Origin of the sequence: Streptomyces sp. NPDC048182 (genome assembly GCF_043202555.1) — a bacterium.
Classification (GTDB): domain Bacteria; phylum Actinomycetota; class Actinomycetes; order Streptomycetales; family Streptomycetaceae; genus Streptomyces.
The window spans coordinates 108470-130086 of sequence record NZ_JBIDAQ010000002.1 but is presented as its reverse complement, the minus strand read 5'-3'; the positions used below and the strand labels follow the sequence as shown (position 1 = coordinate 130086).

Annotated in this window: 16 protein-coding genes and 1 pseudogene; 9 read left to right on the top strand and 8 right to left on the bottom strand. The window is 73.3% G+C overall.

Annotation, left to right across the window (positions count from 1 at the left end):
- Nucleotides 1-3: 3 nt before the first annotated feature.
- The 5 genes from ACGFZL_RS03575 to ACGFZL_RS03555 form a co-directional block, all read right to left on the bottom strand.
- The gene (locus tag ACGFZL_RS03575; RefSeq protein WP_355174710.1) at nucleotides 4-981 is read right to left on the bottom strand and encodes an alpha/beta hydrolase; all 978 of its coding nucleotides are present in this window, start codon (nucleotides 979-981) and stop codon (nucleotides 4-6) included.
- Complete coding sequence (locus ACGFZL_RS03570; RefSeq protein WP_393688872.1) at nucleotides 978-1466, bottom strand: phage holin family protein; 489 nt, start codon at nucleotides 1464-1466, stop codon at nucleotides 978-980. The genes ACGFZL_RS03575 and ACGFZL_RS03570 overlap by 4 nt, the downstream gene beginning before the upstream one ends.
- Before the next feature lie 158 nt (nucleotides 1467-1624).
- Nucleotides 1625-3058 (bottom strand): Na+/H+ antiporter NhaA, encoded by a 1434-nt coding sequence (gene nhaA, locus ACGFZL_RS03565; RefSeq protein WP_393688870.1) that lies wholly within the window; start codon nucleotides 3056-3058, stop codon nucleotides 1625-1627.
- A gap of 201 nt (nucleotides 3059-3259) precedes the next feature.
- Entirely contained in the window at nucleotides 3260-5215 is a 1956-nt protein-coding gene (acs, locus tag ACGFZL_RS03560) for an acetate--CoA ligase (RefSeq protein ID WP_393688868.1), read from the bottom strand.
- Between the two features lie 234 nt (nucleotides 5216-5449).
- Nucleotides 5450-7948, bottom strand: coding sequence for a SulP family inorganic anion transporter (locus tag ACGFZL_RS03555; RefSeq protein WP_393688866.1), 2499 nt, complete (start codon nucleotides 7946-7948; stop codon nucleotides 5450-5452).
- 261 nt (nucleotides 7949-8209) lie between these two features.
- Here ACGFZL_RS03555 and ACGFZL_RS03550 point away from each other — a divergent pair, with 261 nt between their 5' ends.
- On the top strand, nucleotides 8210-9493 hold the full coding sequence (locus ACGFZL_RS03550) for a hypothetical protein (RefSeq protein ID WP_393688864.1): 1284 nt from the start codon (nucleotides 8210-8212) through the stop codon (nucleotides 9491-9493).
- A gap of 60 nt (nucleotides 9494-9553) precedes the next feature.
- On the opposite strand, the gene ACGFZL_RS03545 is transcribed toward ACGFZL_RS03550, so the two are convergent.
- Nucleotides 9554-10534 carry an ATP-binding protein gene (locus tag ACGFZL_RS03545; RefSeq protein ID WP_393688862.1) on the bottom strand — a complete coding sequence of 327 codons (981 nt, stop codon included), beginning with the start codon at nucleotides 10532-10534 and terminating at the stop codon, nucleotides 9554-9556.
- 111 nt (nucleotides 10535-10645) lie between these two features.
- Between ACGFZL_RS03545 and ACGFZL_RS03540 the strand changes: the two genes are divergently transcribed.
- The gene (locus ACGFZL_RS03540; RefSeq protein ID WP_393688860.1) at nucleotides 10646-11470 is read left to right on the top strand and encodes an oxidoreductase; all 825 of its coding nucleotides are present in this window, start codon (nucleotides 10646-10648) and stop codon (nucleotides 11468-11470) included.
- Nucleotides 11471-11836: 366 nt separating this feature from the next.
- Here the strand turns inward: ACGFZL_RS03540 and ACGFZL_RS03535 are convergent, their stop codons facing one another.
- A complete protein-coding gene (locus tag ACGFZL_RS03535) occupies nucleotides 11837-12661 on the bottom strand; it encodes an HAD family hydrolase (RefSeq protein WP_393688858.1) in 825 nt (274 codons plus the stop codon).
- Nucleotides 12662-13237: 576 nt separating this feature from the next.
- Between ACGFZL_RS03535 and ssd the strand changes: the two genes are divergently transcribed.
- The 7 genes and pseudogenes from ssd to ACGFZL_RS03500 all read left to right on the top strand — a co-directional run.
- Complete coding sequence (gene ssd / locus ACGFZL_RS03530) at nucleotides 13238-14365, top strand: septum site-determining protein Ssd (protein ID WP_393688856.1); 1128 nt, start codon at nucleotides 13238-13240, stop codon at nucleotides 14363-14365.
- Between the two features lie 266 nt (nucleotides 14366-14631).
- Nucleotides 14632-16026 carry a TadA family conjugal transfer-associated ATPase gene (locus ACGFZL_RS03525; protein ID WP_393688854.1) on the top strand — a complete coding sequence of 465 codons (1395 nt, stop codon included), beginning with the start codon at nucleotides 14632-14634 and terminating at the stop codon, nucleotides 16024-16026.
- Nucleotides 16023-16904, top strand: a complete 882-nt coding sequence (locus ACGFZL_RS03520; protein WP_393688852.1) for a type II secretion system F family protein — start codon at nucleotides 16023-16025, stop codon at nucleotides 16902-16904. The genes ACGFZL_RS03525 and ACGFZL_RS03520 overlap by 4 nt, the downstream gene beginning before the upstream one ends.
- Entirely contained in the window at nucleotides 16901-17698 is a 798-nt protein-coding gene (locus tag ACGFZL_RS03515) for a type II secretion system F family protein (RefSeq protein WP_393688850.1), read from the top strand. The genes ACGFZL_RS03520 and ACGFZL_RS03515 overlap by 4 nt, the downstream gene beginning before the upstream one ends.
- Before the next feature lie 185 nt (nucleotides 17699-17883).
- A complete protein-coding gene (locus ACGFZL_RS03510; RefSeq protein WP_393688848.1) occupies nucleotides 17884-18117 on the top strand; it encodes a DUF4244 domain-containing protein in 234 nt (77 codons plus the stop codon).
- Nucleotides 18104-18505, top strand: a complete 402-nt coding sequence (locus ACGFZL_RS03505; RefSeq protein WP_393688846.1) for a TadE family type IV pilus minor pilin — start codon at nucleotides 18104-18106, stop codon at nucleotides 18503-18505. The genes ACGFZL_RS03510 and ACGFZL_RS03505 overlap by 14 nt, the downstream gene beginning before the upstream one ends.
- Nucleotides 18502-18882: pseudogene (locus ACGFZL_RS03500) on the top strand (Rv3654c family TadE-like protein); the annotation flags it as partial. The gene ACGFZL_RS03505 and the pseudogene ACGFZL_RS03500, both read left to right, overlap by 4 nt.
- Before the next feature lie 131 nt (nucleotides 18883-19013).
- Here the strand turns inward: ACGFZL_RS03500 and ACGFZL_RS03495 are convergent.
- The gene (locus tag ACGFZL_RS03495; protein ID WP_393688844.1) at nucleotides 19014-21536 is read right to left on the bottom strand and encodes a DEAD/DEAH box helicase; all 2523 of its coding nucleotides are present in this window, start codon (nucleotides 21534-21536) and stop codon (nucleotides 19014-19016) included.
- Nucleotides 21537-21617: the final 81 nt, after the last annotated feature.

Here is a 21617-nt window from a genome sequence, read left to right as displayed (position 1 = left end):
TCCTCACCGGTCGGGTTCTGGATCCTTCAGCCAATTGACCAGTTCGGTGGAGAACGCGACCGGATCCTCCTCGTGCGGGAAGTGCCCGAGACCGTCGAACAGCCGCCAGCGGTACGGCGCTTCGACGTACTCCCCGGACCCGGCCGTGCTCCGCGTGCGCAGCACCGGGTCGAGCGAGCCGTGCAGATGCAGGGTCGGCACGCGCACCGGCCGCTTCATGCGGCGGTAGAACTGCAGGCCGTCGGGGCGGGCCAGGGACCGCACCAGCCAGCGGTACGGCTCGACGGAGCAGTGCGCCGTGGACGGGATGCACATGGCGCGCCGGTACGCCGTCACCGCGTCCTCGTCGGGCACGTGCGGCCCCGACCAGTCGCGGATCAGCCGGCCCACCAGGGCGCCGTCGTCGGCGGTCAGCTGCCGCTCGGGGATCCAGGGGCGCTGGAAGCCCCAGATGTAGGAGCCGGCCCGGGTCTGCCGGACGTCGCCGAGCATCGCGGAGCGCCAGCGGCGGGGGTGCGGCATCGAGGACACCGCGAGGCGGCGCACCAGCTTGGGCCGCATCGCCGCCGCCGTCCAGGCCAGGTAGCCGCCGAGGTCGTGGCCGACCAGCGCCGCGTCCGGCTCGCCGAGCGAGCGGATCACGCCGGTGATGTCGAGCGCGAGGCCCGCGGGGTCGTAGCCGCGCGGGGTGCGGTCGCTGCCGCCGACGCCGCGCAGGTCCATGGCGACGGCCCGGAACCCGGCGTCGGCCAGCGCCACCAGCTGGTGCCGCCAGGTCCACCAGAACTGCGGGAAGCCGTGCAGCAGCAGCACCAGCGGCCCGTCGCCGAGCTCGGCGATGTGGAAGCGCGCGCCGTTGGCGGCGACGTCCCGGTGGGTCACCCCGTGGCCGCCGGGCACGTCGAGGCGGACGACCGAGGCGGGCTGCGCCGGGGAGGACGGCTGCGCCGAGGAGGACGGTGCCGACGGGGGCTGTGTCATGAGGACGAGCGTGCCACAGCCTCGATGGCCTCGGGGGACCGGTCCGCGGCCAGCTCCGGGCGCGGGTGCGGCTTGGCGTTCTGCAGTACGCCCGCCGACTGCTTGACCGAGGCGGCGACCTTCTGCGGACCGCGGCCCTTCTTGGCCTTCTTCGCGAAGACGACGCCGATCAGCGCGAGGAGCCCGGCCAGGAGGACGTTGGCGGCGAAGGACAGCAGGAAGCAGACGCCGAGGTTCCAGCCGCTCCAGGTGCGGATGCCGTAGGCCAGCGCGAAGTTCAGCATCGGCAGCGAGAACACCAGGATCGCGCCCGCGAGCGAGAACGCGCCGCCGCTGATCGCCCCCTTCTTCACGTCCTGCCGCAGCTGCGCCTTGGCCAGCGCGATCTCGTCGTGCACCAGCGCCGACAATTCGGTGGTCGCCGAGGCGAACAGCTGGCCGATGCTGCGTTCGGTGCCGACCGGGCTGGCGTCGGGTGCGCTCATCGGGGTCTCTCCCTCTCCTGCTGGCTGATGTGCGGACGGGTCGTCGCCCGGCTCCGGTCGCTGTCGTCTTCTGCCCGACCGCTGTCTGACCGCTGCCCGACCACTGCCTGACCGCGAACGGTCCCGTCCGGTCCCGTCTTTTGTACCGTCTCGTCAGATCATGCCGGACCGTCGCCCTCCTCGCCTGCCCCGCCCGTCACTTCGGCACGCCGCGACACCTCCTGTTCCCCGGCGATCCTGCGGTGCTCGGCGGCCTTGGCGTCGTAGATCGCCGCCATGCGCAGGTGGTACGCCGGGTCGTCCTGCTCGTAGACGTCCGGCACGCCGCTGAGATCGTCGTCGCGCTCCTCGTCCTCGTACATCCGGCGGTACCGCGCGTTGCGCGCCCTCAGCAGGACGGACGCCAGCAGCGCCGCGACGACCGACCCGGTCAGTACGGCGGCCTTGACCTCGTCGGTGAGCGCGGCGTCGCCCTCGAAGGCCAGCTCGCCGATGAGCAGGGAGACGGTGAAGCCGATGCCGGCCAGCGCCGCCACCGCGAAGACGTCCGCCCAGGCGAGGTCCTCGCTGAGGGAGGCGCGGGTGAAGCGGGCGGCGAGCCAGGTGCCGCCGAAGACGCCCAGCGTCTTGCCCACCACCAGGCCGAGCACGACGCCCAGCGTCTCCGGCCGGCCGAACACGTCGGCGAGCGCACCGCCCGACACCGACACACCCGCGCTGAACAGGGCGAACAGCGGCACCGCCAGCCCCGCCGACAGCGGCCGCACCAGGTGCTCCACGCGCTCACCGGGGGAGTGGTCCTCACCCTCGCGGGTGTGGCAGCGCAGCATCAGGCCCATCGCCACACCGGCGACGGTGGCGTGCACGCCGCTGTTGTACATCAGCGCCCACACGACCAGGGCGAGCGGCACGTACACGTACCAGCCGCGCACGCCCCTGCGCAGCAGCGCCCAGAACACCACGAGTCCGGCGACGGCGCCGCCCAGGGCCGCGAAGTCGATCGTGTCGGTGAAGAACACCGCGATGATCAGGATGGCCATCAGGTCGTCCACGACCGCGAGCGTCAGCAGGAAGGCGCGCAGCGCGCTCGGCAGGGAAGTGCCGACGACCGCGAGCACGCCGAGCGCGAAGGCGATGTCCGTCGCGGTGGGCACCGCCCAGCCGGCCGCGGAACCGCCGCCCGTCGCACTGGTGAGCGTGTACACCAGAGCCGGTACGGCCATACCGCACAGGGCCGCGGCGACCGGCAGCGCGGCTGCCCGCGGGTCCTTGAGGTCCCCGGCCACCAGCTCCCGCTTGAGTTCGATGCCGGCCACGAAGAAGAACACCGCGAGCAGTCCGTCGGCGGCCCAGTGCGCCACGGAGAGGTGGAGGCCCAGCGCCTCCGGGCCGAAGTGGAAACCGCCGACGCTGCCGTAGCTGTCGTGCAGGGCGGGGATGTTCGACCAGATCAGCGCGGCGATCGCGGCCACGAGGAGGAGGACACCGCCGACGGTCTCGGTGCGCAGCGCGTCGGCTACGTACGTCCGCTCGGGGAGGGACAGCCGGCCCAGGAGCTTGCGCGGGGTGAGGGGGGTGCGGGGCGCGGTCACGGGAGACCTCCGGTCCAGGGCAGCACGGAACGTGTGCCGACCAGACTTCCCGGCTCACCATGAGGTTCTTGTCGCTTCTCTTACGCGCCTCCCACTCTACCCAGCGCCCACTGGGCCCGGCGCGCGCGAAGGGGCCCGGCACGGGCGCGGCGGTGCCGCCCGTGCCGGGCCCCGGTCGGGCCGCTCGGGACCGGTGCGGTGTCAGTCCTCGCTCGGCGCCGCCGGGAGCTTGGTCTGGATGAGGTCCATGACGGTGGAGTCGGTCAGCGTGGTGACGTCCCCCAGCTCGCGGTTCTCCGCCACGTCGCGCAGCAGCCGCCGCATGATCTTGCCCGACCGGGTCTTCGGCAGCTCCGCCACCGGCAGCACCCGCTTGGGCTTGGCGATCGGGCCGAGCGACGCGCCGACGTGGTTGCGCAGCTCCGCGACCAGGTCCTCGGTCTCCGCCGCCGTACCGCGCAGGATCACGAAGGCCACGATGGCCTGCCCGGTCGTCTCGTCCGCCGCCCCGACCACAGCCGCCTCGGCGACCGCCGGGTGCGAGACGAGCGCCGACTCGACCTCGGTGGTGGAGATGTTGTGCCCCGAGACGAGCATGACGTCGTCCACCCGGCCGAGCAGCCAGATGTCCCCGTCGTCGTCCTTCTTGGCGCCGTCGCCGGCGAAGTACTTGCCCTCGAAGCGGGACCAGTACGTGTCGATGAAGCGCTGGTCGTCGCCCCAGATGGTGCGCAGCATCGACGGCCACGGCTCGGTGAGGACCAGGTAGCCGCCCCCGCCGTTCGGCACCTCGTTCGCCTCGTCGTCCACCACCGTCGCCGAGATGCCCGGCAGCGGGCGCTGCGCGGAGCCCGGCTTGGCCTCGGTGACGCCCGGCAGCGGGGAGATCATCATGGCGCCGGTCTCGGTCTGCCACCAGGTGTCGACGACCGGGGTGCGGTCGCCGCCGATGTTCTTGCGGTACCAGACCCACGCCTCGGGGTTGATCGGCTCACCGACCGACCCGAGGACGCGCAGGCTGGACAGGTCGAACTTGGCGGGGATGTCGTCGCCCCACTTCATGAACGTCCGGATCGCGGTGGGCGCGGTGTAGAGGATCGTCACCCCGTACTTCTGCACGATCTCCCAGAACCGCCCCTGGTGCGGGGTGTCCGGGGTGCCCTCGTACATCACCTGCGTCGCGCCGTTGGCCAGCGGTCCGTAGACGATGTACGAGTGCCCGGTGACCCAGCCGACGTCCGCCGTGCACCAGTAGACGTCGGTCTCCGGCTTGAGGTCGAACACCGCGTGGTGCGTGTACGCCGCCTGCGTCAGATAGCCGCCGGAGGTGTGCAGGATGCCCTTGGGCTTACCCGTCGTCCCCGAGGTGTAGAGGATGAACAGCGGGTGCTCGGCGTCGAACGCCTCCGGCGTGTGCTCCGCCGACTGCCCCCCCACCGTCTCGTGCCACCAGGTGTCGCGCGAGTCGTTCCACGCCACGTCCTGCCCGGTGCGGCGCACCACGAGCACGTGCTCGACGATGCCCGCGCGGTCGGCCGCCTCGTCCACGGCCGGCTTCAGCGCCGAGGGCTTGCCGCGCCGGTAGCCGCCGTCGGAGGTGATGACGACGCGGGCGTCGGCGTCCTGGATCCGGGTCGCGAGTGCGTCCGCGGAGAAGCCGCCGAAGACCACCGAGTGGGCCGCGCCGATCCGGGCGCAGGCCAGCATCGCGATCGCCGTCTCGGGGATCATCGGCATGTAGACGGCGACGCGGTCGCCCTTGCGCACGCCCAGTTCCAGCAGGGCGTTGGCGGCCTTGGAGACCTCGTCCTTCAGCTCGGCGTAGGTGATCGCGCGGCTGTCGCCCGGCTCGCCCTCGAAGTGGATGGCGACCCGGTCGCCGAGTCCGGCCTCCACATGACGGTCCACGCAGTTGTACGCCACGTTGAGCGAGCCGTCCTTGAACCACTTCGCGAACGGCGGGTTCGTCCAGTCGAGCGTCTCGGTCGGCTCCACGGCCCAGGTCAGCCGGCGGGCCTGCTCGGCCCAGAAGCCGAGCCTGTCAGCCTTGGCCTGCTCGTACGCCTCCGCCGTGACATTGGCGCCCGCGGCCAGGTCGGCGGGCGGCGCGAACCGTCGCTCCTCCTTGAGGAGGTTGGCCAGGCTCTCGTTGCTCACGACATCTCCCTTTCTCGGGGTGTCCGTTGTGTCCCAGGCCACAGCTCATCAGACACGGGAGGCCGGTGACAAGGGCCGACGGCAGATTGGTTTAGACCTGTCCATCGTCACCGCCGGCTCACTCGAAAGCCCGGCCGACCGCTCGACGCGGCCCGGTCCACTCCTACCCACGGACACCGGCCGGGCGGGGTTCACGACCTGTTGCACCGCTCACACCGCCCGGCCCCCGAGGACTCACCGGGCCGGCTGCGTCTCCGCGACCAGCTCGAACACCCCGTCCTGCCCCTCCTCACCCGTCTCCGCCAGGAGATACGCCTGCGCCTCGCCCACGTGGAAGTACATGCCGTGCAGCTCCAGGTCCCCGGCGCGCAGCGCCCGGCCCACCGCTTCGTGCGCCCGCAGGTGCGCCAGCTGCTGGACCACGTTGGCCAGGCAGAGCCGCTCCAGCGGATCGGCGGACGGCCGCCCGGCCAGCCGGACCGCGGCTGTCCCCCCGTCGCCGGAGTCCTCCGGCGCGGCGAGCATCCGGTCCATGCTCGGCCGGCCGTGCCGCAGCCACCGTCTGAGCGGCGTCTGCGCACCCCCGGACTCGGCACCGAGCAGCGCCTGCATCGCGCCGCAGCCCGAATGGCCGCACACGGTGATGGACCGCACCTTCAGCACGTCCACCGCGTACTCGATCGCCGCGGCCACCGAGTCGTCGCCGCTCTCCTCGCCCGGCAGGGGCACGAGGTTGCCCACATTGCGCACCACGAACAGGTCTCCGGGTCCGCTGGAGGTGATCATCGAGGTGACCAGCCGCGAGTCGGCGCAGGTCAGGAAGAGCTGCGAGGGCTGTTGCCCCTCGCGCGCCAGCCGGGCCAGCTCGCCCCGGACGAGGGGTGCGGTGTTGCGCTGGAAGGCGCTGATGCCGCGCGCGAGGTCTCTGCCGCTGGAGCCCACCGGGCCGCCGGGGGCGCCTGCGTCTGCGCCCCCGACTGTGCCGGGATCCGTGCCGTTCGGCCGGGGCGGGCCGTCGGGTTCGGCTGGTGCGTGCGGTAGGTGCGGTGCCTGCGGTGCGTGTGCCGTGCCCTGGCCCGGCCCGAGTCGGTCGGGTGAGGGTGCCGGTTGCGGGGGCTCGCACTGGTGGTTGCGCCAAGGGGTCCAGGGCCGGCAGCGACAGCCGTCCGCGTCGGCGGGCTCGGAGATCCGGGTGCCTGGCCGGCGGCCGGTGATCTCGACCTTGCCGCCCTGCACGCTGTGCGTCCGCTGCCAGTCGTGCAGCATCTCGTAGGCCGCGTGGTCCATGAACGAGCCGTCCAACTCCACGACCGTGTCCGCTCCGTGGGGCACCTGGTGCAGGACCCGGCTGAGCCGCGGCACGGCGAGGAACGTCAACTGGCCTCGTACGTGCACATGGTGGACTCCTCCCGTCTCGTCGTGGGTGATGCGGGTGCGGGTGAGGCGGTGCAGGGCGACGCCGACGGCCACGGCGATGCCCAGGGCGACGCCCTCCAGGACACCGAGGAGGACCACGCCGCAGGTGGTGACCGCGTAGACCAGGACCTCGCGGTGGCGGGTCACCGTGCGGATGTGGTTCAGCGACACCATCTGGATGCCGACGGCCATGACCAGGGCGGCGAGCGAGGCGAGCGGGATGAGCTGCAGCGCCGGGACCAGGGCCAGTGCGGCGATCACTACGAGAACGCCGTGCAGCACCGTGGAGTTCCGGCTGACGGCGCCCGCCGCCACGTTCGCCGAACTGCGCACGGCCACACCGGCGACGGGCAGTCCGCCGAGGGCTCCGGAGACGACGTTGGCGGCGCCCTGGCCGAGCAGCTCGCGGTCGAGGTCGGAGCGCTTGACCGGGCCGGTCGGCACCGGCCGGGCCGTGACGAGCTTGTCGACGGCCACCGCCCCGAGCAGGGACTGCACGCTGCACACGAGCGTGGTGGTGAGCACGGCGGCGAGGATGCCGAGCACCGGACCCTCCGGCAACGCGGCCAGGGAGTGGCTGCTCCAGGAGGGCAGGTCGACCTTGGGCAGTCTGAGACCGGTGAGGGCCGCGACCGCGGTGGCCCCGGCGACGGCCACCAGGGCGGCCGGCACCTTGCGGAGCAGTCTGCCGGTCTTGCCGGGCAGGCGGGGCCAGAGCAGCAGGAGGGCGAGGGTGAGCACGCTGACGGCGACATCGGCCGGGTGCAGATGGGCCAACTGGGCGGGCAGTGCGCGCAGGTTGGCGGGGACGGAGCTCTGCGGTGTGCCACCGAGGACGATGTGCAGCTGGGCGACGGCGATGGTGACGCCGATGCCGGCGAGCATGCCGTGCACGATGGCGGGACTGACCGCGAGGGCGGACCGGGCCACGCGCAGGCAGCCGAGGCCGAGTTGGGCGAGACCGGCGAGCACGGTGATGGCGCAGGTGGTGCGCCATCCGTAGCGCTGGATGAGGTCGGCGGTGACCACCGTCAGTCCGGCGGCGGGCCCGCTGACCTGGAGGGGACAGCCGCCGAGCCGGCCGGCGACGATCCCGCCCACCGCGGCGGCGACGAGGCCGGCCTGGAGCGGGGCGCCGGTGGCCAGGGCGATGCCCAGGGACAGGGGCAGGGCGATCAGGAAGACCGCGATGGAGGCCGACACATCGGCGCCGGCGATGCGGGGGCGGCGGCGGGTCGGGCCCGGCGGCGGGCTGTGGGGTGGGTGGGTGTGCTCTGCCCGGGACGAATCGGCATGGGCGGGGACGCAGGAGGTCATGGTGTTTCCCGTCGCTCGAAGTCACGCTCGGTAAATAGACGGTAATGCAAAGTAAAGGACCGGCATAGACTTCTCGCGCAAATGCCCTAATGAATCGCTCTACGGGGTGAATCAGGTATTTCATCGGCTTGTCGTACTAATTCCTTCTTTCCTTCGTGTCACCTTGACGGCGCTGGCGGGTCTTCCCTGCTCAGCACCGGAATGGCACCGCATTCGCCCTCGTCGGCGTGGGCCCGGAAGAAGGAAGAAGGTGGGCGGAACATGGCCGCCACCCACAGGATCGCCAAGCGCACCGCGATCGCCGCGGTCTGCGCCGCATCGCTCGCCGGTTGCGCGCTCGGACAGAGCGGAACCCGGTCCGGGGCGGGCACGCCCGGTTCGGCGCCGGAGAAGGGAAAGGCGGCCCCCGCGCCCAAGACCGCCGTCCGGCTGATCGGCGACGGCTCGACCGCGTACACCGGGGCGCAGCCGCACCTGCCCCGGCCCGAGAGGCTCAAGCCCGGTCAGAAGCCGCCGCAGTTCGTCGTCTTCTCCTGGGACGGCGCCGGCGAGGACAGCCAGAAGCTGTTCTCCCACTTCCGCGAGGTGTCCAAGGCCAACAACGCGACCATGACCTACTTCCTGAGCGGGGTGTACCTGCTGCCGGAGGAGAAGCAGGACCTCTACCGGCCGCCGCAGCACTCCCCGGGCCGCTCCGAGATCGGCTTCAACGACGAGCAGGGCATCGCCGACACCGTGAAGCAGGTGCGGCTGGCCTGGCAGGAGGGCAACGAGATCGGCACCCACTTCAACGGCCACTTCTGCGGTCCCGACGGCGGCGTCGGACAGTGGTCGGTCGAGGAGTGGAAGGACGAGATCAGCCAGGCCAAGCAGTTCGTGAAGACCTGGAAGACCAACACCGGCGCGAAGAACGCGGCGCCGCTGCCCTTCGACTACGACAAGGAGCTGATCGGCGGCCGCACCCCGTGTCTGGAGGGCCAGAAGAACTTCACCAAGGCCGCCTCCCAGCTCGGCTTCCGCTATGACAGCAGCGGGGTGAACAACCAGGTCTGGCCGCAGAAGAAGCAGGGCCTGTGGGACCTGTCGATGCAGCTCGTGCCCTTCCCCGGACACTCCTTCGAGCAGCTCACCATGGACTACAACTTCATGGTCAACCAGTCGGGCACCAGCACCCAGGGCGACCCGGACAAGCGCGAGTACTGGGGCGACCAGATGCGCGACGGCCTGCTCCAGGGCTTCCAGCGGGCCTACGACGGCAACCGGGCGCCACTGGTCATCGGCAACCACTTCGAGTCCTGGAACGGCGGCACCTACATGCGGGCCGTGGAGGAGGTCGTCGAGGACGTCTGCACCAAGCAGGACGTGCGCTGTGTCTCCTTCCGGCAGCTTGCGGACTGGCTGGACGCGCAGGACCCGAAGACCCTGAAGAAGCTGCGCTCCCTGGAGGTCGGTGAGGCGCCGAAGAAGGGGTGGGCGTCCTATCTCTCGGCCGACCCCGCGCCGGCCCCCAAGGGTGTGCCCGGAGCGCCGGCCGCACGGCAGTAACCGTCTCGGGCCGTCCCGCCGGGGAACCGGCGGGACCGGCCTGACGTCGCCCAGGCGTTCTCACGCCGGGGCGACGGCCTCTTCGCCCAGGACGAAGCCGGGGTCGACCTGCGCCGCCAGGTCGACCCCGGTGCGCTCGTTGCCCCAGCTCCGCGCGTTCTTCAGGTGGAAGTGCACCATCTGCCGCGTGTAGCGCTCCCGGTCCCGGTGGGCGTATGCCGCGTCGGCGGTCGTGTGCAGCGTGCGCAGCGCACCGCGGTCTGCCTCGCCCAGCAGTTCGAACCGGGCGGGACGGCCCTTCTCCATGGCGCGCACCCAGTCCGAGTGCCCGACGGTCGTCAGCAGGTCGTCACCGACCTGCTCACGCAGGAAGTCCACGTCGTCAGGCCCCTGCACCTTGTTGCCGACGACGCGCAGGGCGACATCGAAGTCGGCGGCGTACTCCTTGTACTGGCGGTAGACGGAGACCCCCTTCCGGGTCGGTTCGGCGACGAGGAACGTGATGTCGAAGCGGGTGAACATGCCGGAGGCGAAGGAGTCGGAGCCTGCGGTCATGTCGGTGACCACGTACTCGTCCGGCCCGTCGACCAGGTGGTTCAGGCACAGCTCCACCGCCCCGGTCTTGGAGTGGTAGCAGGCCACGCCCAGGTCGGCGTCCGTGAAGGGCCCGGTGACCATCAAACGGACGGCGCCGCCGTCGAGTTCCACCTGCCGGGCGCAGGCGTCGTAGACGGGGTTGTCCTCCCGGACCCGCAGCAGGCGGGAGCCGTCACCGGGCGGGGTCGTCTTGATCATCGTGTCGGCGGACGCGATGCGCGGGTTGGTGCCGCGCAGGTACTCCTTGATCAGCGGCAGGTGCTCGCCCATCGCGGGCAGGGCGGCCGCCGCCGCCTCGTCGAGGCCGAGTGCCGCACCGAGGTGCTGGTTGATGTCCGCGTCGATCGCGACCACCGGCGCACCGGCGGCGGCGAGATGCCGGACGAACAGAGAGGACAGGGTGGTCTTTCCGCTGCCGCCCTTCCCCACGAAAGCAATTTTCATGTTCACCAAGCGTAGTGCCGGGGTGGCGTTGCGTTCCGGCGAAGTAGCCGGACGCGTGAAGAAGACCACTCCTTCGTGGGGTCCGGTGTCCGGGTGCGTAGTGTCGTACTCATGAGTACGACAGGCGCGACCGCCGATCCGCTCGCGGCCCTGGGCGCGCTGCCCGGCGTGGCCGAGTCCGTGGAGTCCGTACGCAAGGCCGTGGACCGGGTCTACGGCCACCGGATCATGCGGCGGCGCAGCACCGAGATCACCTCCGAGGCGGCCCTGCGCGGCGCACGCGGTTCCGCCGCGCTGTCCTCGGCGGACTGGGCCCTGGAAGAGGTGCGCCGGCGGACCGACTTCCGCGGGGACGCCGAGGCGCGCACCGTCGGCGCGGCGCTGCGGCTCACCGCGGAGGCCGGCCAGCTGTTGAGCATCTGGCGCCAGTCGCCGCTGCGGGTGCTGGCCCGGCTGCACCTGGTGGCGGCGGCCGAGCAGGACGAGCGGGTGGGGCGACCGCGCCGGGCGGGCGAGCCGGTGGACGAGCCCCTGATCGAGCTGCCGCTGCCGGATGCCGCCGAGGCGCACGGCCGGCTGGACGGCCTCGCCGAGCTGGTGATCGCGGGTGGCTCCGCCCCGGCGCTGGTGACGGCCGCGGTCGTCCACGGCGAGCTGCTGGCCCTGCGCCCCTTCACCTCCTGCAACGGGCTGGTCGCGCGCGCGGCCGAGCGCATCGTCCTCATCAACAGCGGTCTAGACCCCAAGTCCGTCTGCCCGGCCGAGGTCGGCCACGCCGAACTCGGGCGCGCACAGTACCTGGCAGCGCTCGAAGGCTACGTTTCCGGAACTCCGGAGGGCATGGCCGCCTGGATCGCCCACTGCGGCCGGGCCGTCGAGCTGGGCGCGCGCGAGTCGACCGCGGTGTGCGAGGCGCTGCAGCGCGGGGCGGCATGACAAATGCGGCGGTACGGAGATCCGTACCGCCGCTGGCATGAGCACCGGGGTACCAAGCGTCCTCGAGATATGCCCATCAGGTCGGGAACTTCGCCCGTGGCCTGGTGCGGCTGGCCCGTAATCGACGGGTCGACGTCGCGTGGGTGCCCGGTGTTCATGCTCGGTCCGTGGGGCCAAATGCGGTTGTAAGGTGATCCTTTCGGACGTCCTTGGTCTCGCGGGCCGTTGATTCCTTTGTACTCCTGCCCCGGAACAAGCGGAACCCCTGCCTGCACTTCTTTACTTGCAGCTTCAACCGCGACGTGCGGCCTTGACCGCGATGCGTGGCCTTGACCGCGACGTGCAGCTTCAGTCGCGACGTGCAGCTCAGTCGCGCCGTCGGCTCGCGTACCAGACCAGTCCCGCGGTCGCCGCCGCGGCGCCGATCGCGGCGGCGGCGACCAGCGCCGGACGCGGCGGGACGGAGAGGCCGGGGATCCGCTGCTTGAGCCGCACGGGCCGGTGGAAGTCGAGAATCGGCCACGCGCGTGCGAGCGCCTCGCGGCGCAGCGCGCGGTCCGGGTTCACAGCGTGCGGATGCCCGACGGCCTCCAGCATCGGCAGGTCGGTCGCCGAGTCGCTGTAGGCGTGGCAGCGGGGGAGGTCGTAGCCCTCCGACTCGGCCAGCTCCCGGATCGCGTCGGCTTTGGTGGGGCCGTACGCGTAGTACTCCACCTCCCCGGTGAAGCAGCCGTCGTCACCCACGACCATGCGCGTCGCCACCACCCGGTCGGCGCCGAGCAGTTCGCCGATCGGCTCGACCACCTCGGCTCCGGAGGTGGAGACGATCACGACGTCGCGGCCCGCGGTGTGGTGCTCCTCGATCAGCGAGGCGGCCTCGTCGTAGATGATCGGGTCGACCAGGTCGTGCAGGGTCTCGGCGACGAGTTCCTTCACCAGCTGCACGTTCCAGCCGCGGCACAGCGCGGACAGGTACTCGCGCATGCGCTCCATCTGGTCGTGGTCGGCGCCGCCGGCCAGGAAGACGAACTGGGCGTACGCGGTGCGCAGCACGGCCCTGCGGTTGATCAGCCCGCCTTGATAGAACGACTTGCTGAAGGTGAGCGTGCTCGACTTGGCGATGACCGTCTTGTCCAGGTCGAAGAAGGCCGCGGTGCGGGGCAAGGAGTGGTTTTCCACGTCCCTGAGCATAGGCGCAGCCCATTCGGCGTAAGGTGGGGCGCGTGGGTTTGCCTGAGAGGGCTCTCGGGTACACCATGGAAGTCACGGATCGTTCGCGACCGTGCTAACCCGGCCCGACTCCTCCCCCCCCGAGTCGGCCGTGGAGACGACCCCCGCTCTCCCCCCCGGCGGGGGTCGTCGCATGTCCGGATGGGTTTTTCGCCCCTGTCGCAGACGCTGATGCCGCGTTCGTGCGCCGGTCCCGATGTGTTTGTCATGTACGCGTCTCCTTACTCAGGGTAGCGCGGGCGCTGCCTTGGGGGAGCTGCCGCGGATCGGCGAACGGCCTCGTCCACCTTCTTCCGTGACTCACCGAATTGAGTGATGACGTTATTCACAACCGGCGACTTGTCGTCGGCTGGACGTCGAGTTGTCCACAGTTTTCCACCAAGATCCACAAGTTTCTCCGGATCGCTGCACTGTGATTCCCACGCGCTCCGGCCGCACCGAGTTCGACGGCCGGTTCCGTTCGTCGGAAGCGTCCGCACAAGGGCCGGCGAGAGCGCGTGAGCGATCAAGCGACTGCGATGAAGGGGGACGTCTGTCATGAGCGGCACCGTCACACACGATCCACCGCCCGCCGCTGGAGGAGAACGGCGCGGCGGTCCACTGATCCTCACCGAGGACGCCGATCTCCTCGACGACCTCCTGCGGCTGTGCGCCGCCGCCGGCGCCACGCCGGAGGTGCACCACTCGGTGCCCGCGGCACCCCTCGCCGCCGGACAGCAGGGGAGCTGGGAAGCCGCGCCGCTCGTCCTGGTCGGCGACGACGCCGCCCACCGGGTACGCGGTGCCGCGCGGCGGCGAGGAGTGGTCCTCGTCGGCCGCGACCAGGACGACTCGGGCGTCTGGCGGCGGGCCGTCGAGATCGGCGCCGACCACGTCCTGATGCTTCCGGACGGCGAGCAGTGGCTGGTCGACCGCATCGCGGACGTCGCCGAGGGAGCCGGCCGGCCCGCCCTGACCGTCGGCGTCATGGGAGGCCGGGGCGGCGCCGGAGCGTCCACCCTGGCCTGCGCCCTGGCCGTCACCTCCGCTCGCGAAGGGCTGCGCAGCCTGCTCGTGGACGCCGATCCGCTCGGTGGCGGCCTGGACGTGCTGCTCGGTGGTGAGGGAGCCGACGGTCTGAGGTGGCCGGCGTTCGCGGCCTCGCGCGGGCGGGTCGGCAGCGGTGCCCTGGAGGAGTCGCTGCCCGAGCTGCACTCGCTGCGGGTCCTGAGCTGGGACCGGGGGGACTGCGTCGCGGTGCCTCCCCAGGCGGTACGGGCGGTGCTCGCCGCGGCCCGGCGCCGGGGCGGCACGGTCGTCGTCGACCTGCCACGCCGGATCGACGACGGGGTGGCCGAGGTGCTCGCCCAGCTCGACGTCGGGCTGCTCGTCGTCCCCGCCGAGCTGCGCGCAGTCGCCGCGGCGGGCCGGGTCGCCGCCGCGGTCGGCATGGTCCTGCGCGATCTGCGCGTCGCGGTACGGGGGCCATACGCCTCGGGACTGGACGACCGCGAGGTGGCCCGGCTGCTCGGCCTGCCCCTCGCGGGAGAGGTGCCCGTCGAGTCCGGGCTGCTCCGGGCGACGGAGAGCAGACGGCCACCGGGCGCGGCCCCGCGGGGACCGCTGGCGCGCTTCTGCCGTGAGTTCTGGGAGCGGGCGCTGGTGGAGGCGGACGGGGGTGTGTGACGGCGGGTTTCGGGCGGGCGGCGGACGAGTGGCGGAGTGGCGTGAACGGCCTGCGTGATGCGGGTGCGTGCGGGGTCGGCGTGAGCGGCGGGCGTGACGCGGGTGCCACGTGGTGCGTGTCGCGTGAACCGTCCGAGTGATCTGGATGGCGTGAGTCGTAGGGAGGTTGGTGGTCCGTGATGGGTGAGACATGGGTCCGTGGGCCGGGGGTTTCTCCGGTCGCCGAGTCGGTCGGAGCAACGGGGGAGCGGTCGGACGAGACGCTCATGCGGGCGGGGCCGGCGGAGCCCCGGCGAGACCTGGTGGGGGCGGCACCGCCGAGGGCGGAACGAGTGGTCGCGCGGATGCCTTCCGGGCGGTCCGCGAGGGCACCGGCCACCGGGGAAGTCCGTCCGGGGGCTGCCTCATGGGCCGGGCGGCGTAGGGCTCCGGTCGTCGGGGCGCGGACCGGGCAGGCCGGCGGACCGGATGCGGAGGCACCGCCCGGACTGCTCGACGGCGTCCGGCGGTGGCTGGCCGAGAGCGGGGCGGAGCCGACGCCGGCTCGGGTGGCGCAGGCGCTGCGCGAGCAGGGGCGGGTGCTCGGGGACGCCGAGATCCTCGGCACCGCCGAGCGGCTGCGCTCCGAACTGGTCGGCAGCGGGCCGCTCGAGCACCTGCTCGCCGACCCCGCGGTGACCGACGTCCTGGTCTCGGCCCCGGACCGGGTGTGGGTCGATCGCGGCGGCGGCCTGGAGCTGACGCCGGTCTCCTTCCCGGACGCCGGCGCGGTGCGGAGGCTCGCCCAGCGTCTCGCCACCGTGGCCGGACGCCGGCTGGACGACGCCCGACCCTGGGTGGACGCCCGGCTGCCGGACGGCACCCGCCTGCACGCGGTCCTGCCACCCGTCGCCGTCGGCTGTACGTGCCTGTCACTGCGGGTGGGGCGGCCACGGGCGTTCACGCTGGACGAGCTGGTCGCGGCCGGCACCGTGCCGCCGGGCGGCGACCGGGTGTTGCGGGCGCTGCTCGAGGCCCGGCTCTCGTTCCTCGTCAGCGGGGGCACGGGCACCGGCAAGACGACGCTGCTGAGCGCATTGCTCGGCCTCGTGGGGCCCGGTGAGCGCATCGTCCTCGCCGAGGACTCGGCGGAACTACGGCCGGACCACCCCCACGTCGTCCGCATGGAGACCAGACCCGCCAACCAGGAGGGAGCCGGCCTGGTCACCCTGGAGGACCTGGTCCGCCAGACGCTGCGCATGCGGCCGGACCGGCTGGTCGTCGGAGAGGTCCGCGGCGCCGAGGTGGTCCACCTCCTGGCCGCCCTGAACACGGGCCACGAGGGCGGCTGCGGAACGGTGCACGCCAACGCCGCCGCCGACGTCCCCGCCCGCCTCGAGGCGCTGGGCACCGCGGCCGGACTGGACCGGGCGGCCCTGCACAGCCAGTTGGCGGCGGCGTTGTCCGTGGTCCTGCACCTGGTCCGTGATCCGAGCGGACGGCGCCGGATCGCCGAGGTGCACGTACTCGAACGGGAGCCGACGGGGCTGGTGCGGACGGTGCCCGCCCTGCGCTGGGGCGCGGAGGCGTTCGAGGCCGAGCGCGGCTGGCAGCGCCTGCGGGAACTGCTGCGCGGGGGCGGAAGTGACGTGCGGGCGGCCGGACGGGAGCGGGCGGGATGAGCGGCTCGTACGGGTTCTCGACGGGTGCCGCCCTGGCCACCGTGGCCGCGCTGGGGGCGGCGGCGTGGGCGGCGAGCGGGTGGCAGTCGGGTGTCCGGCGCGCACGGTCGCTGTTCGCCGGTGGTGGTGCCCCGGAGACCGGGCCACCGGCAGTGCGTCGCATCCGGGACGGACTTCGGCGTCTGCGCTCGGGGCCGCGGGCGGAGTGGTGGTCCCTGGCCGCGGGTTTGCTGCTCGCCGTGCTGGGCGCCTCGGTGCTGCCGGCCGTCGCGGGGGCGGCCGGGGTGCCGGTGCTGCGACGGGTGCGGCTGGCGCGTCGAGACCGGCGGAACCGGGATGCCCGCCAGGACGCGGTGATCGCCCTGTGCGGGGCGCTCGCCGGTGAGGTGCGGGCGGGCCGGCAGCCGGGTGAAGCGCTGCTGTACGCGGCGCGGGACTCCGCCGGACTCGGCGAGGCGCGGACCGGGGTGCTGGCCGCCGCCCGATTCGGCGGCGACGTGCCCGGTGCCCTCGCCGTGGCGGCGCGGCAGCCCGGAGCCGACGGACTGCGGGGTCTGGCGGCGTGCTGGCGGGTGGCCGTCGACCAGGGCGCCGGACTCGCGGCCGGCCTGGACCGGCTGGAGGGGGCGCTGCGCGCCGAGCGGGACGGGCGGGGCGACCTGCGCGCCCAGCTCGCCGGCGCGCGAGCCACCGCCGTGATGCTCGCCGGTCTCCCGGCCCTGGGCCTCCTGCTCGGGGTCGCCCTCGGCGCCGACCCGCTGCACGTGCTGCTGCACACCGGTGCGGGACTCGGCTGCCTGCTGGCAGGGGGCGTGCTGGAGGGGCTGGGGCTGTGGTGGGTGGCGCGGATCGTCCGGGGAGCGGAGGCGGAGACGTGAACGGAGAAGTTGTCCACAGGCTGGGTGCGGTGCTGGGGGCGGCGCTCTGCGTCGGCTGGCCGGTGTACCGGTGGGGGACCGTCAGGCAGGGGCGGGCGGTGCGCAGACGGCTCGGCAGTCTGCTGGCCCGCGACCCGGTCCGCGCCGCCGGGCGACATGTCGGGATGCCGGCCTCGGCACGCGGCTGGCCGGCGGCGATGGGCGTGGTCGGTCTCGGGTGGGTCCTGGTCGGCGGGGTCGCCGGTGTCGTGCTGGGACTGTTCGCCGCGGCGGGGCTGTGGCTCTGGCGGGCCCGGCGGCCGGGTGCCGGCTCGGCCGCCGCCCTGGTCGATGCCGAGGAGTCGGCGCGTCAGCTTCCTCTCGCGGCCGACCTGCTGGCGGCGTGCATCGCCGCCGGGGCCGGCCCGGTGGTCGCGGCCCAGGCCGTGGGCGAGGCCCTCGGCGGTCCGCTGGGCGAGGTCCTGGCGCGCGGCGCCGCGGAAGTACGGCTCGGCGGTGAACCGGCGGCTGCGTGGCGCGGGGTGGCGGCGGTCCCGGGCGCCGTACCGCTCGCCCGGCTGCTGGAGCGGGCCGACGTGTCGGGGCTGCCCGCTGCGGATCCCGTCGCCCGGCTGGCCGCCCAGGCCCGCGCCGACTGGGGGCGCGCCATGACGGCCCGGGCCCGCAACGCGGCTGTGCTGGTCACCGCGCCGGTGGGGCTGTGCTTCCTGCCCGCCTTCATCGCGGTGGGTGTGCTGCCCGTGGTGCTCGGGCTCGCCGGCGGAGTGCTGGGCGGGGACGGAGGTGGCGGCTGAGGCGGAGACCGCCGAGACCGGCCGTACAACACCGGCCGTACAAGACCGGCCGTGCGAGACCGGCCGTGCGAGACCGGCCGTACGAGACCGGCCGTACGAGACCGACGACAAGAGATCGACGAGACGACACGCGATCGGCGGCATGAGGTCGCCGACGCACGACGAACGAACCTATGGAGGTCGTGATGTATCAGGCGGTTCGGGCACGGCTGCGTGCCCTGGTGTGCAGGTGCGGGTCCGGAATGCGGCACGAACGGTGGGCCCGGGCCAGGGACGCCGGGATGGTCACCTCCGAGTACGCGATGGGCATCGTCGCGGCGGTGGCCTTCGCGGTGGTCCTCTACAAGGTGGTCACCAGCGGAGCGGTCAGCGCGGAGCTCCAGGGCATCGTGAAGAAGGCCCTCAATGCGCGGATGTGAGCGGCCGGCGGGTCGAGGCCGCCGGTCCGACGCCGGCTTCGTGACGGCGGAGACGGCCGTGGTGCTGCCGGTGCTGGTGGCGTTCGCGATGGCGCTGGTGTGGGGGCTGCTGGTCGTGGCCGCCCAGATCCAGTGCGTGGACGCCGCCCGGACCGGTGCCCGCGCCGCGGCCCGCCAGGACGCGGACGGTGCGGTCGTCCGGGTGGCTCGCGAGGTGGCGCCGCGTGGTGCCCGGGTCTCGGTCAGCCGTGAGGCGGATCTGGTCCGGGTGGCCGTGGTGGCCAAACCGCCGGCGCTGGGCCTGCTGCCGTTCGAGGTGCGGGAGGAGGCCGTGGCGTCGATGGAGTCGGCGGTCACGGTGGACGGTGCCGGAGGGGAGGGGCCATGACGGGCCGTTCGACCGCCTCGGTCCGGTGGGCGGGCGGTGCGGGCCGCGACCGCGGCTCCGCCACCGTCTGGAGCGTGGGCGCCGTCGCGGTGCTGTGCCTGGTGTTCGGCGTGGTGCTGGCCCTCGGCCAGGCCGTCGTGGCACGGCACCGCGCGGCGGGCGGCGCCGACCTCGCGGCGCTCGCGGCGGCGGATCACTGGGCCCGGGGCGGCACGGCGGCCTGCGCGCGGGCCGGCCGGATCGCGCGGGCGCAGGGCACCCGGCTCGTGCGGTGCGTGCTGACCGGGCAGATCTCCGACGTGACGGTGGCCGCGGGCCCGGCCGGGCTGACGGCCGAGGCCCGGGCCAGGGCGGGCCCGCCGGGTGCGCCGGAGGGGTCGGGAGCGCAGACCCCGCCGAGGGCCGCGACGGTGCCGATGCGGGCAGCGATGGCCGCCCTGTCGCCGGCTCCGTCCCCGGACCCTTCCAGCGGCCGAATCCTCGCCGACAGCCGGCCTCCTCCTTGCCGCTACCGTCCCTCCGCCCCCTCGCCCACCGCCCCACGATCACCGGTCATCGCTCCCTCGGCCGCTCCCTCGGCCGCCTCCGCGGCCCCCCGCAGCAGCACCGTGAGCAGACGTACCGCCCCCCGCTTGTGCAGCGGATCGTTGCCGTTGCCGCACTTGGGGGACTGGATGCAGGAGGGGCAGCCGGCGTCGCACTCGCAGGAGGCAATGGCCTCGCGGGTGGCGGTGAGCCAGTCGCGGGCGGTGCGGAAGGCGCGCTCGGCGAAGCCCGCCCCGCCGGGGTGGCCGTCGTAGACGAAGACCGTCGGCAGCAGGGTGTCCGGGTGGAGCGGCACGGACACGCCGCCGATGTCCCAGCGGTCGCAGGTGGCGAAGAGGGGCAGCATGCCGATCGACGCGTGCTCGGCGGCGTGCAGGGCCCCGCCGAGGATCTCCGGGCCGATCCGGGCGGCGTCCAGCTGGTCCTCGGTGACCGTCCACCAGACCGCGCGGGTGCGCAGCGTACGAGGAGGGAGGTCGAGCTTGGTCTCGCCCAGGACCTCGCCGGTGATGAGCCGGCGGCGCAGGAAGGAGACGACCTGGTTGGTGACCTCGACGGAGCCGTAGCAGAGGCGGCCGTCGCCCCACGGGATCTCGATGTCGGTGTCCAGGACGGAGACGGAGGTGGTGTCGCGGGCGACCGTGGAGTAGGACGGCGTGGCCTGCTGGACGAGGGCGACGGAATCCTCCAGGTCGAGGGAGCGCACGAGGTAGGTGCGGCCCTGGTGCAGGTGCACGGCGCCCTCGTGCACCTGGGTGTGGGCGGCGCCCGCGTCGACCGTGCCCAGGAGCCGGCCCGTTCCCGTCTCCACGACCTGCACCGGCCGGCCGCCCTCGCCGCGGATGTCGGTGAGGTCGGCGGCCCGTTCCCGGCGCGTCCAGTGCCAGGCGCGGGTGCGGCGGCGCAGCAGGCGGGCGTCCTCCAGCTGGGGGAGCAGCTCCGCGCAGGCGGGGCCGAAGAGCGCGAGGTCCTCGTCGGTGAGGGGCAGCTCCGCGGCGGCGGCACACAGGTGGGGCGCGAGGACGTACGGGTTGTCCGGGTCGAGGACCGTGGACTCCACGGGCTGGTCGAACAGCGCTTCGGGGTGGTGGACGAGGAAGGTGTCCAGGGGGTCGTCGCGGGCGACCAGTACCGCGAGGGCGCCCTGCCCGGACCGGCCCGCCCGGCCGGCCTGCTGCCACAGGGAGGCGCGCGTACCCGGGTAGCCGGCGATCACCACGGCGTCCAGGCCAGAGATGTCGAGGCCGAGTTCGAGGGCGTTGGTGGCGGCGAGGCCGAGGAGTTCGCCGGAGTGCAGGGCACGTTCCAGGGCGCGGCGCTCCTCGGGGAGGTAGCCGCCGCGGTAGGCGGCGACCCGGCCGGCCAGGGAGCGGTCGACCTCGGCGAGGCGCTCCTGGGCGATCACGGAGATCAGCTCGGCGCCGCGCCGGGAGCGGACGAAGGTGATGGAGCGCATGCCCTGCACCGTGAGGTCGGTGAGCAGGTCGGCGGCCTCGGCGGTGGCCGTGCGGCGGACCGGCGCCCCCTTCTCGCCGGTCAGCTCGGTCAGCGGCGGCTCCCAGAGGGCGAACACCAGCTCGCCGCGGGGCGAGGCGTCGTCGGCGACCTCCACCACCGGCAGGCCGGTGAGCCGCCCGGCCGCGGCCGAGGGCTCGGCGGCGGTGGCGGAGGCGAGCAGGAACACCGGCGACGCGCCGTAGCGGGCGCAGAGCCGGCGCAGCCGCCGCAGCACCTGCGCGACGTGCGAGCCGAAGACGCCGCGGTAGGTGTGGCACTCGTCGATGACGACGTACTTGAGCGACTTGAGGAAGGAGGACCAGCGGGGGTGGGACGGCAGGATGCCGCGGTGCAGCATGTCGGGGTTGGTGAGGACGTAGCCGGCGTACTGGCGGATCCACTCGCGTTCCTCGAACGGCGTGTCGCCGTCGTACACCGCGGCGCGCACGGCCGTGCCCAGCGGCTCGGCCAGCTCCCGCACCGCGCGGCACTGGTCGGCGGCCAGGGCCTTGGTCGGGGCCAGGTAGAGGGCGGTGGCACCCCGGCCGTTGGGGGCCTCGGCGCCGTCCAGGAGCGCGGAGAGGACCGGCACCAGATAGGCCAGGGACTTGCCGGAGGCGGTGCCGGTGGCGACGACCACCGAGTCGCCGTCGAGGGCGTGTTCGACGGCGCGCGCCTGATGGGCCCACGGACGGTCGGCGCCGGCGGCCCGCACCGCCGCGACGACCTCCGGCCGAATCCGGTCCGGCCAGGCGGCATGCGTCCCGGCACGCGGGGGCAAGTGCTCCGTATGGGTGATGCGCGCAGACCTGCTGGGTCCCGCGGCGAGCCGGTCCAGGACCGTGCCCGGTTCCGGCCGGGACACGGGGCCTGCCGGGGGTCGTTCGGATCGGTGATTCTTCGCCATCGGGACCGAGTGTGTCACTGGCGTGACGGACAATGGGACCAAGGCGTCGTGCACGCCTGCCGGTAAGTGATTGAATGCCATCGCGGCTGGCGAACCGTCCCGGGGACGACAAGCCGAATGTCCCCCCGAGGGGCGACCGCTCGATAGCAAGGTGCTGGAGGA